Origin of the sequence: Microbulbifer agarilyticus (assembly GCF_019800665.1) — a bacterium.
Classification (GTDB): domain Bacteria; phylum Pseudomonadota; class Gammaproteobacteria; order Pseudomonadales; family Cellvibrionaceae; genus Microbulbifer; species Microbulbifer agarilyticus_C.
This window is the reverse complement of record NZ_JAHVKO010000005.1, coordinates 249758-261512: the sequence shown is the minus strand read 5'-3', so window position 1 is coordinate 261512 and position 11755 is coordinate 249758. Positions and strand designations below refer to the sequence as shown.

Sequence of the window (11755 nt, the reverse complement as noted above, 5' to 3'; positions counted from 1 at the left end):
TCAGAGCCCGCGATTCGGGTTGAGGTCGCCGTCGATAAACTTGCACACGAAAATCGCGCGACCGAACTGTTCCCAGGATTTACGCATTTCCGCTTTCAGAATATCCATGACCACATCGTAATCACCGAATACCTGAGTACTCATGGTATTGGAGATTACCTGCAGTTGCGGATGTTCATTCAGGCGCTGGATAAAATCCTTGATGGCCGGAATGTATTCGTCTTTCAGCGGGTACATGCTGATTTCTACGGAGAGTTGCATTGCAAGGTTCCCGTTTAGAAGGTGTAGCTGCCAGAGATGCCGGCAGTGCGTGGTTCTCCCAGCTGGTAGTAAGCTTCCGGAGCATAACCATTCGCCGGGTTATTGCCGAACTGATTGCTGAAGTAGAAACCGCGGGTGTAAATCACTTCATCGGTCAGGTTTCTGCCCCACAAGGATAGATCCCAGTTGTCTTCACGGTAGGTGAGACGCGCATTGACCAGTTCGTAGGCGGCGGATTTTTCGTTGTGGCTGTTGGAAAAGTAGAACTCGTCCTTACCTTCCAGTTCCAAGCGCGCGCTCAGGTTGCCGGTCAGCGCGTATTCAGCACCGGTGAAGTACTGATAGTTGGGGGCGTGAGCCAGATCACGGCCACTGAGCTCGATCAGTGCGGTTTCACCGGTATAGTCATCGCGGGCGTCAACATGGGTGCTGCTGACAAAATCTTCAAACTCCGCATTCAACCAGCCAAAGGTGGCGAACAGTTGCAGTGCGTCGCTGGCCTGGAAATATACTTCCGCTTCGATACCGGCACTGTGACCGCTGGCGGCATTCGCCAGGTAGTCATCAAAGGAAAAATCTTGCGGGTTGAAGATCGATTGCTTGGCCTGGACATCGCTGCGATCTTGATAGAAAGCGGCAACCTGGGCCTGCAGGCGGTTATCCAGCCAGTCGCCTTTTACCCCGAACTCGTAGTTCAGCATGCTTTCGGTATCGAACAGGAAGGTGTCACTGCCAATGGCCGGATTGCTTGCGGAAGCAGAAATAATTCGGCCGTTGACCCCGCCGGCCTTGTAGCCGCGGGAGACAGTGCCGTAAACCATGGTGTTGTCGGTGGCGTTGAACTGCAGAGTGATGTTGCCACCCCACAGGTCTTCGCTGGTGTCATTGCCCACCGTGAGGGAATCGCTGTAATCCGCACGGCGTTGCTCGAAACGCAGCCCGGTAATCAATTCAAGGCGCGCACCCAGAGCGGTGTTGAGCTGTCCATAGACGGCCGTATTGTCGGTGTCGAACTGGCTGGCAAAGCTGGCGTTGCGCTGCAGAGCTTCCTCTTCGGTGCGCAGATAGACACCGGCCACCCAGCCGGTGCTGTCGCCAAACAGGCGGCTCGCTTCGGTTGAAACCAGGCGGATATCCGCGCTCAGGTTGTCGCGCTCGCGCAGGTAATTATCGGTAGAACTGTATTCCCAGGGGTGGAAGCCCACATAGGACCAGTCTTCATCGTAACCGTATTCGGTATCGGAGTTGGCTACGCTCAGTACGGAGTTGACGGTGAACCGGTCATTACCGCTCCACTGCATGGTCACCGCGCCAGCGAGAGTTTCCTGACGGTCGTGGCCAGGCTGATCGGACTGGGTGTTACGGGAATTGTCGAAACTGAATGCGTCGTAACCGTTGTCTGCATCCAGGTAGAAAAGGGTGAAGTCCAGTTGCAGGTCATCGCTGGCTTTAACGCGCAGCTTGCCGCGGGCAACCGTCTCGTCAATACCGTTGGTGTCGGCGCGCTCCAGGTAGCGGTTGTGCACATAGCCGTCGGACTGCTGGCTCTGCACCGCGAAGCGGTAGCTCAGCTGCTCGGACAATGGGCCGCTGGTTACCGCTGAAAGGGTGTGGGAGCCGTAGCGAGCGGCTTCGGCGGATACCTTGGTGGTGCGCTCTTCGCTTGGTGCATTGCTGCTCATGCTCACCAGGCCAGCCAATGCATTGGCCCCATACACGGTGCCTTGCGGGCCGCGCAGGATTTCCACCTGCTGCATATCCAACGTGCTAGCGGCGAGGCCGAGGCCGGTAAAGTCGATGCCGTCCACGATCAGGCCCACCGATGGATTCACCGGATCGATAAACTGGCTGCGCTCGCCAATCCCGCGGATCTGTACAAAACGACCGCGGGAGGCGCCGCTGGAGAAGTTCACGTTGGGAGCCAGATTCAACAATTGCTCGAGGTTAGTGGCACCGCGAGTCTCGATGGTTGCCGCATCCAGTACGCTTACGCTAGTAGGGGTGTCGAGCTGGCTGGTTTCGCGCAGCTGGCTGGTGACCGTGACTTCCTCGATGGCGGTTTCCGCGGATGCCGCAATACTGGCGAATGCGGTGGCGGCGGCGATAGCCTGGGCGACCGGTTTGATACGGGACTGGATGCGAATCTTGGAATTCATGGCTCTCTCTGACATATCGGTGAGAGACCCGGTGCGCGACGTGAAGAGGGGAGCTTGAGGACTACCTATTCCTACGCCGGTATTAGCCGGATCAGGTTCAAGGGTTTACCGGCCTGGCTCGATCGGAACCAGCGGCATCTCAGGCTTACGCCACCCCTTAGGTTTGCGGGCGCGATGCTATCAGAAATGGCGTGACGCAGGAACACGAGTAAGCGGCAAACCAGTCGCTTCTTCCTCAAGGTTTTTTGCGTGTATGGATTTGCAAACAGGGCGTTTCCTTTACACTGCGCACTCCTGTTCAATTTCTTGGCTAGTCCTCTGGAGCCTGTATGAGTCAGCCCGATGTCAATTCCTGGCTGGAAGCCCTGCCCGAAGCCTTCCTCACTTATCTTGATGGCCGTCGCCTGGATGAGGTGGAGTGCATAGTGCCGGACCTGCACGGCATGTCGCGTGGCAAGGCAATGCCGCTGATCAAGTTCTCCCCGGATACGCCAATTTTCCTGCCCATTTCAATCTTTTATCAGACCATTACCGGTCAGGATGTAGAAATGGATATCCAGGATCAGTGGGCAGAAAGCGATATGGCGTTGGTGCCGGATATGTCCACGGCGATGGCGGTACCCTGGGCCAAGACGCCGGCCTTGCAGATTATTCACGACCTGCAGGACCTCGATGGCAACCCGATTCCCTGTGCCCCGCGCAACGTGCTGAAACGGGTAATTGGTATGTTCCGGGAAAAGGGCTGGCAGCCGGTTGTGGCGCCGGAGCTCGAGTTCTACCTGACACGCCCAAACATCGATCCCAACGAGCCCATCCAGCCGCCGGTTGGCCGTAACGGGCGCTCGGGTACCTCGTTGCAGTCATACTCCATGACGGCGATCGACGAGTATGGTCCGGTCATCGATACCATTTATGAGTTTGCCGAGGCCGCCGGCCTGCATATCGATTCGGTGATTCAGGAAGATGGCGCGGGGCAGGTGGAGTTCAATATGCCCCATGGCGATCCGCTACTGCTGGCGGATCAGGTGTTTTACTTCAAACGCATCATCCGTGAGGCCGCGTTGAAGCATGGTATGTTCGCGACCTTTATGGCCAAACCAATGCGTGATCAGCCCGGTAGCGCCATGCATATTCACCAGAGTGTGGTGGATATCGAGAGTGGCAAGAATGTCTTTTCCAGTGAGGACGGCAGTGCTTCCGATCTGTTCCGGTACTTTATCGGCGGTACCCAGAAGCATCTGCGGGAAATCATGCCGTTTATTGCCCCCAACGTGAATTCTTATCGGCGTTTTGAGCTTGCCGATAACTCCAGTGCACCGACTAATACCGGGTGGGGTTACGACAATCGTGCAACGGGTCTGCGTGTGCCGAATTCCGGGGCCCAGGATCGCCGGCTGGAAAACCGGGTAGTGGGTGTGGATGCCAATCCCTATCTGGCGATCGCCGCCAGTCTGGTCTGTGGCTATCTCGGCATGGTTAATGGTGTGGAACCTAGTGCGCCGGCGGCATCCGAGTTGGATGAGGAGCAGGAAGCGAGTTTCTATATACCCGGTACTTTTGATGAGGCACTGCGAATTTTTACCGATGCCAGTGAGGTACGTCAGGCGCTGGGTGAGGATTTCTGTCAGCTGTATGCAGCAGTTAAGTTACAGGAGATGCGTTTGTTTCACCGCGAGATTTCTCCCTGGGAACGTCAGCATCTATTGCTAAACGTGTAATCAGCGCGCCTATATCCCCTAGCGAGCGCCCCGAATGAGCGCAAATAAAAAAGCCCCCGATGGTTTTCCGTCGGGGGCTTTTTTGTGCTTCGTTGATGCTTACTCGTTAGTAACCGACTATTAGACGTCGAAGCCGTCTGGCAGTTTTTTATCTACCAGTACTTTGTTCAGGCGCGCGTACTGGGGGATGCCATTTTTGTAGGGCGGGTAGTCCTCACCCTGAATCAGCGGCTCCAGATAATCCCGGCCTGCCTGAGTAATGCCGAAGCCATCTTCGGCGATGAATTCCTTGGGCATGAATTTTTCGACATTCGCCACTTCCGACAGCGGTGCTTCGCCAATACTCCAGCTGTAGTCGGCCGCCGAGCTGCCGTTGCGCTCAATGGTCGGCATGATGGCATTCTTGCCGGCAACAGCAGCTTCCACCGCAGCCTTACCCACGGCGTAGGCCTGCTCGACGTCGGTGGCCGAGGCAATGTGTCGTGCGGCGCGCTGCAGGTAGTCTGCCAGTGCCCAATGGTACTTCAGGCCCAGCTCGTCTTTGACCATTTTGGCCAAAGTCGGCGCGACGCCACCCAGCTGCTTGTGACCGAAGGCATCAACGCTACCCGCATCCGCGAGGAAGGTGCCATCTGCGTACTGGGCACCCTCGGAAGCGACGATCACGCAGTAACCGTTGTCGGCAACGGTCTGCTGTACCTTGGCGAGAAACTTTTCTTTGTCGAAGGCCACTTCCGGCAACAGGATGATGTGCGGTGCATCGCCTTCCTGTTCCTGGGCCAGGGCGCCGGCGGCGGCAATCCAGCCCGCGTGGCGACCCATCACTTCGAGGATAAATACCTTGGTGGAAGTGGCGCACATGGAGGCGACGTCCAGCGCGGCTTCTTTTGTGGACACGGCCACATACTTGGCCACCGAGCCAAAACCGGGGCAGTTGTCGGTAAACGGCAGATCGTTGTCCACGGTTTTCGGGATGTGGATTGCCTGGATGGGATACCCCATTTTCTCCGACAGCTGGGAAATCTTGAGGCAGGTATCGGCGGAATCGCCACCGCCGTTATAGAAGAAATAGCCGATATCGTGGGCTTTGAACACTTCGATCAGGCGTTCGTACTCGGCACGATTTTGCTCGAGGCTTTTCAGCTTGTAGCGGCAGGAGCCAAAGGCGCCGGAGGGAGTGTGGCGCAGGGCGGCGATGGTCTCGGTGGACTCCTGGCTGACGTCGATTAGCTCTTCTTTCAGAGCACCGACGATGCCGTTCAGGCCGGCGTAGACCTTGCCGATCTTGTCGCTGTGCTGGCGGGCGGTTTCGATAACCCCACAGGCGGAGGCGTTAATAACGGCGGTTACGCCGCCAGATTGCGCGTAAAAAGCGTTCTTCTTGGACATGACTATCCTATGGCTGCAGTTTCTCGTCAAAGTACACGTCTTGGCGTGTTGTCGGCGGGCGACTTCTATTGGCAGCCTCGCGCGGCGCGAAGTCTAATGTATTCATATAGTAATTGCATGGTATTGCGGGCATTCGGCACATACTGCGGGAAAAGGCCGTGATAAGCTTGGCCGATTGCCGAATACGGCTGTGTCGCAGCGCGCAATGCCGCTGAACATCAAGCAAGCAAAAACCGCGCCGACAATGGCTGCCGGTCACTACCATGCCTGCATGGCGAAAATGATTGCGTGAACCTTGAGTCTCACGGCAATCCGTATTTTGAGAGAGCATTTCTACTGGCATGCATATTCATATCTTAGGCATCTGTGGAACTTTTATGGGCAGCCTGGCCCAGCTGGCCGTCGCCGAGGGTCACAAGGTCACCGGGTCCGACGCCAACGTGTACCCCCCCATGAGTACCCAGCTGGAGCGTGCGGGTATTACCCTGACCGAGGGGTACGATCCGGCCCAGCTGGAGCCGGCTCCAGACCTGGTGATTATTGGCAACGCCCTGTCGCGGGGTAACCCGGCGGTGGAAGCGGTGTTGGAACAAGGGCTGCCCTACACCTCCGGTGCCCAGTGGCTGTGCGATCACTTCCTGGGCGGGCGTTGGGTGCTGGCGGTTTCCGGAACCCATGGCAAGACCACCACCGCGAGCATGCTTGCCTGGGTGCTGGAATATGCGGGTATGGATCCCGGGTTCCTGATCGGCGGCGTTCCCAGCAACTTTGATGTGTCCGCTCGACTCGGCGGCACGCCGTTCTTTGTGGTGGAGGCCGACGAATACGATACGGCCTTCTTCGACAAGCGCTCCAAGTTTGTCCACTATCGCCCGCGCACCCTGATTATCAACAACCTCGAGTTTGACCACGCAGACATCTTTGATGACCTGGCGGCGATCCAGAAGCAGTTTCACCATCTGGTGCGCACAGTGCCCGCCAGTGGTCTGATCGTGGCTGCCCAGGAAGACACCGTAACCCAGGTGCTGGATCAGGGGTGCTGGAGCCAGGTGCAGCGCTTTGATGTGGAGCAGGCAGACGGCGTCCGTCTGGGAGACTGGTGTGCCATCAATATTGCCGCCGATGGCAGTACTTTTGATGTGCTGCTGGAGGGTAAAGCCGTTGGAAGCGTGCGCTGGGACCAAACCGGCATGCACAGCGTTAAAAACGGTCTTGCGGTTATGGCCGCAGCGCGTCATGTAGGGGTGGAGCCCGCGGTAGCTGCCGAGGCGCTGGCAAAGTTTGCCGGGGTCAAACGCCGTATGGAATGCCTGGGGGATATCCAGGGGATCCGGGTGTACGACGATTTTGCCCATCACCCTACGGCCATCGAAACCACCCTCAACGGCTTGCGGGCCAAAGTCGGCGAGGAGCGCGTGATCGCGCTGATCGAACCGCGCTCGAATACCATGCGCCAGGGGCACCATCGCGACCAGTTGGCCCGCGCCTGTGCCGGGGCGGATCTGGTGCTCTGGTACCAGCCGGAGGGGATGAACTGGTCCCTGGATGAGGTGGTCCATCACTCCACCGTGCCGGCGAAGGTTCTCCACAGCATCGAGGCTGCGGTAGAATCCGTTCTCGAACTGACCAGCCCCGGCAGTCACGTGATTGTGATGAGCAACGGTGGCTTTGGCGGTGTACACCAGCGGCTGTTGCGTGCGCTTGAGCACAAGTACGGGTCGCAGACTAGCAGCGGATAGCCTCGTCACGGGGCGTAACGGATACCCCATTGGCTGAGCCCACATTTCCCAAAACCGTCACTCTCGCAATTACCGGTGCGTCCGGCGCCCAGTATGGCCTGCGCCTGCTGCAGTGCCTGCTGGCCGCAAGGGTACGTGTGTGGTTACTGATCTCTGATGCCGCGCGCATCGTAATCAATACCGAGACCGATATTTCTCTCCCAGAAGAGGAAGAGCGCACAGAATGTTTTTTGAACGATCTGTACAATGCGGAGCCAGAACAGCTGACCCTGTTCAGCAAACGCGACTGGTTTTCGCCGGTGGCATCGGGCACCGGGGCTGCTTCCAGCCTGGTTATTTGTCCGGCCAGCGGCGGCACCCTGTCGGCCATTGCCTGTGGGGCCTCGAACAATTTGATTGAGCGGGCCGCGGATGTGGCGCTCAAGGAGCGCCGGCAACTGATTATTGTGCCCCGAGAGGCACCGTATTCGGAGGTGCATCTGGAGAATATGCTCAAGCTGACGCGCATGGGCGCAGTGATTCTGCCCGCGAGCCCGGGTTTTTATCAGAAACCCCAGTCGGTGGAAGAGCTGGTGGATTTTGTGGTGGCCCGGATTCTGAGCCAGCTGCACATCGAGCAGGACCTGTTGCCCTCATGGGGCGGCCAGTGAGTGGTAGCCAGTGAGTAGTAGAACTATGCAAAAGACGGTCACTATTCACTTTTGCGTGCAGTGCAACTGGATGCTGCGGGCTACCTGGATGGCCCAGGAGCTCCTGTACACCTTTTCCGAGGACCTGGATCAGGTGGCGCTGCGGCCCGGGAGCGGCGGCGTATTCGAGATTCACGTCGGTGACCAGCTGATCTGGGAGCGCAAACGGGACGGGGGCTTTCCCGGGGCAAAAGAATTGAAACAGAAAGTACGCGATGTACTTTTTCCTGAACGCGACTTGGGCCACGTGGATAAGTGACCTTGAATATCGCGAGTGCGCCAGCATCTATGGCCCTCGCCGTCGATTAAAAAAGCGAATGAATTATGCTGTTGGGCTTAAAGACCTGGTATGAAAAATTGGTTCTCGGGCATCCGAAAACCGTACTCGCGTTGGTGGCACTGCTCACCATTGCCGCTGCTGCGGGCTTGCCGCGCTTCAAACTGGATGCCTCTGCGGACTCCCTGACTCTGGAGACCGATGACTCGCTGGATTTCTTCCGCGAGATTTCCGAGCGCTATAACTCCGGCGACTTTCTGGTAGTTACCTATCGCTACAAGGGCGGGGACCTGTTTAGCGATGAGTCCCTCGCAACCATGCGGCGCTTGCAGGACGAATTGACCATGGTGCAGGGCGTTACCACGGTACAGTCCATTCTGAACGTGCCTCTGCTGTATAGCCCCAAGCTGCCCATTTCCGAAGTTGCCGATGGCATCCGCACCCTGTCTAGCCCGGGCGTCGAGCGCGATATGGTGCGCACCGAGTTTCTCGAAAGCCCCATTTATAAAGAGCTGATTTTGAGCCCCGATGGCGAGACCACCGCCATGATGCTCAATCTGGAGCTGGACAAGGAGGGGTTGGACCTGGTGCGCGAGCGCGATGCGCTGCGCCGACTGCGCAACGCCGAAGGCCTGAACCCGGAACAGGCAGAACGCCTGGAAGTGGTTGCCGCGGAGTACCTGAAACACCGCACCGCACAGGAAGCGCAAGCGCGCGAACGGGTGCAGGAAGTGCGCGACATCCTCACACACTACGATGACCAGGCGGAGCTGTTCCTCGGCGGCCTCACCATGATCACCTCGGACATGATCGCGTTTATCCAGAGCGACCTGATGGTGTTCGGCGCGGGTATTCTGATTTTTATCGTGGTGACCCTGCTGCTTATTTTCCGCCAGCCGCGCTGGGTAATCCTGCCGCTGATTACCTGTGTCACCACCGCCGTGGTGATGCTGGGCCTGCTGTCCTGGCTGGATTGGCGGATGACCGTGATTTCCGCCAATTTTGTCGCCCTGCTGTTGATCATCACGCTGGCAATTACCATCCACCTCGCGGTGCGCTATCGGGAATATTTTGCCGAGCACCCGGAGTGGGATCGCTTCCAGCTGGCCTCCGCAACGGTCGCGTTTATGGCCAAGCCGTGTCTATATACGGGCCTGACCACCATGGTTGCATTCATCTCGCTGGTGGTGAGTGGTATTCGTCCGGTAATCGATTTTGGCTGGATGATGACCATTGGTGTGACCCTGGCACTGGTGCTGTCCTTCCTGATCATCCCCGCTAGCCTGATGCTGCTGAAAAAGCAGGACGGTGCTTTGGGCAAAGACAACTCACACGCGTTTACTCAGGTGTTTTCCCGCTTCGCGGAGCACCACAAGGCGGTAGTGCTGGGGGTTGCCGTGCTGGCGGCGATTATCAGCGCCGTGGGTATTTCCCGCCTGAAAGTGGAAAACCGCTTTATCGATTACTTTGATGACTCGACGGAAATCCATCAGGGCATGCTGGTGATCGACCAGCGTCTCGGCGGCACCATCAATCTGGATATCGTGTTGAATAAACCCGAGGATTCCGCACCCGCATTTGAGGGTGAGGAAGATCCCTTTGGCAGCGACTTCGGTGGAGAAGAGTTGGCTGGGGATGCATCAGTCGGTGGTGAGGAAGGCAGTGATCCGTTTGCCGCAGAAGACCCATTTGCCAGCGAGGATCCATTCGCTGCGGACGACCCGTTTGCCAGTGAGGGCGAGGCTGCGGCGCCGGACGCCTACTGGTTTACCGTTGCCGGTTTAAACCAGATCGAGCAGCTGCATGACTTCCTCGAAGCACAGCCGGAAATTGGCAAGGTACAGTCGCTCGCGACCCTGTACAAGGTGGCGCAGGATCTGAACGACGGTGGCCTGAATGATTTTGAGCTGGCGGTAGCCCGCCAGACGCTGCCGGAAGAGATCAATCAGGTTCTGGTCAATCCCTACTGGTCGCCGCGGGAACAGCAGGCCCGGATTACCATGCGGGTAATGGAGACGGACCCGAATTTGCGTCGGGATGAGCTGATTCAGCGCATTTACACCTTTGCCGAAGACGAAATGGGGTTGGCCTCGGAGAATGTGCGTCAGACCGGCATGCTGGTGCTCTACAACAACATGCTGCAGAGCCTGTTTAAATCGCAGATCCTCACCCTGGGTGCGGTGTTTGCCGGCATTCTGCTGATGTTCCTGGTGTTGTTCCGCTCTCTTTCTCTGGCGGTGATTGCACTGGTACCCAATATGCTCGCCGCCTGTGTGGTGCTCGGTGGCATGGGGCTGGCAAATATCCCGCTGGATATGATGACCATTACTATTGCGGCCATTACCGTGGGTATTGGCGTGGACCATGCGATCCACTACCTGTACCGCTTCCGCGAGGAGTTTGCCAAAGACGGTGATTACGTGGCGACCATGCATCGCAGCCACGCCACCATTGGCCGGGCGATGTTCTATACCGCCATTACCATCATTGCCGGTTTCTCGATTTTGGCCCTGTCGAAGTTTGTGCCATCCATTTACTTTGGCCTGCTGACCGCGCTGGCGATGTCGGCGGCGCTGCTGGGCTCTCTGACCCTGTTGCCGCTGCTGTTGGTGCTGTTTAAGCCGTTGCCAAAGCCTGCGGGGGAATCTTCGCCGGGAAAGCCGCTGCCGGTGGCTGAGGCCTGTGCTGGCTGACAGCGCTTGCCGGTAACCCTTGATCGCTTGAATTTCGGGCCCGTGGATGTGAATCCTCGGGCCCGAATTGTTTTCGCTCACCGCATCAGCCTTCTAACCTTATGGGATACGCAGCGGTAAATTGGCTGACCTGTGGATGGTGTGGAAGTGCGAAAAAGTCGCGTAGCGATACTGATTCCGGGCATCTTTGACCGGGGCAATTCGATGCTCAGGATGCAGCATGCCCTGAATTTGGCGGGATTCACCGCGCACAATGTCAAACTGAAAACCAACAGTGGTTGGCACGGTATGGAGCCTATGGCCCTGCAGCTGCGCGATCTGGTGGAAGAGGTAACCCGTCAGGGGGAAACCTGTGCACTGGTGGGGTTCAGTATGGGAGGCATTGTTGCGCGCTATTACCTACAGCGCTTGGGCGGCGCGGACAGGGTGCACAAATTTATTTCCCTCTCCAGCCCACATTTTGGCAGTGCCTGGGCGCACCTCCTGCCCTACAAGGGCGGGCGTCAGTTGCGCATTGGCAGCGATTTCCTGGGTGACCTCAATAGCGACTCGGGATTACTGGAGTGCACCGCACCGGTCTCCATCTGGACGCCCTACGATACCACCATCGTGCCTTATACCAGCTCCCGCCTGCCGCTGGGGGAAACCTATCAGGTGCCGGTCAGCTTGCACCGCTGGGTGCCACAAAACCCGCGGGTGATTGAAATTGTTGCCCAGGAATTGTCGAGCGTACTGGTGAGGCCCTGGTAAGGCTCTGGTAAGGCGCTGGTAAGGCGCTGGTGAATGCGGGCGCTGGGCCCGCGTGCGGAAATGTGGATAAGTGCTCGCTATCG

General features: G+C 57.7%; 9 protein-coding genes and 1 riboswitch. Of the genes, 6 read left to right on the top strand and 3 right to left on the bottom strand.

Features of this window, described 5'->3' with window-relative positions; all coding sequences use genetic code 11:
* Both KUV22_RS13860 and KUV22_RS13855 read right to left on the bottom strand, forming a co-directional pair.
* Window positions 1-261, bottom strand: a complete 261-nt coding sequence (locus KUV22_RS13860) for a YkoF family thiamine/hydroxymethylpyrimidine-binding protein (RefSeq protein WP_222232074.1) — start codon at window positions 259-261, stop codon at window positions 1-3.
* A gap of 14 nt (window positions 262-275) precedes the next feature.
* Complete coding sequence (locus KUV22_RS13855; protein ID WP_222232071.1) at window positions 276-2417, bottom strand: TonB-dependent receptor; 2142 nt, start codon at window positions 2415-2417, stop codon at window positions 276-278.
* Window positions 2418-2468: 51 nt separating this feature from the next.
* Window positions 2469-2585, bottom strand: a riboswitch (TPP riboswitch).
* Window positions 2586-2746: 161 nt separating this feature from the next.
* Here KUV22_RS13855 and KUV22_RS13850 point away from each other — a divergent pair.
* Window positions 2747-4135 carry a glutamine synthetase family protein gene (locus KUV22_RS13850; protein ID WP_222232069.1) on the top strand — a complete coding sequence of 463 codons (1389 nt, stop codon included), beginning with the start codon at window positions 2747-2749 and terminating at the stop codon, window positions 4133-4135.
* A 120-nt stretch (window positions 4136-4255) separates the two neighbouring features.
* On the opposite strand, the gene KUV22_RS13845 is transcribed toward KUV22_RS13850, so the two are convergent.
* A complete protein-coding gene (locus KUV22_RS13845) occupies window positions 4256-5524 on the bottom strand; it encodes a 6-phosphofructokinase (RefSeq protein WP_222232067.1) in 1269 nt (422 codons plus the stop codon).
* Window positions 5525-5865: 341 nt separating this feature from the next.
* Between KUV22_RS13845 and mpl the strand changes: the two genes are divergently transcribed.
* From mpl to KUV22_RS13820, 5 genes are all read left to right on the top strand, one after another.
* A complete protein-coding gene (gene mpl / locus KUV22_RS13840; RefSeq protein WP_222232065.1) occupies window positions 5866-7263 on the top strand; it encodes a UDP-N-acetylmuramate:L-alanyl-gamma-D-glutamyl-meso-diaminopimelate ligase in 1398 nt (465 codons plus the stop codon).
* A gap of 29 nt (window positions 7264-7292) precedes the next feature.
* Complete coding sequence (locus KUV22_RS13835; protein WP_222232063.1) at window positions 7293-7913, top strand: flavin prenyltransferase UbiX; 621 nt, start codon at window positions 7293-7295, stop codon at window positions 7911-7913.
* 25 nt (window positions 7914-7938) lie between these two features.
* Window positions 7939-8211, top strand: a complete 273-nt coding sequence (locus KUV22_RS13830) for a SelT/SelW/SelH family protein (RefSeq protein WP_222232061.1) — start codon at window positions 7939-7941, stop codon at window positions 8209-8211.
* Window positions 8212-8276: 65 nt separating this feature from the next.
* A complete protein-coding gene (locus KUV22_RS13825; RefSeq protein ID WP_222232059.1) occupies window positions 8277-10922 on the top strand; it encodes an efflux RND transporter permease subunit in 2646 nt (881 codons plus the stop codon).
* Window positions 10923-11054: 132 nt separating this feature from the next.
* The gene (locus KUV22_RS13820; RefSeq protein ID WP_315857558.1) at window positions 11055-11672 is read left to right on the top strand and encodes an esterase/lipase family protein; all 618 of its coding nucleotides are present in this window, start codon (window positions 11055-11057) and stop codon (window positions 11670-11672) included.
* Window positions 11673-11755: the final 83 nt, after the last annotated feature.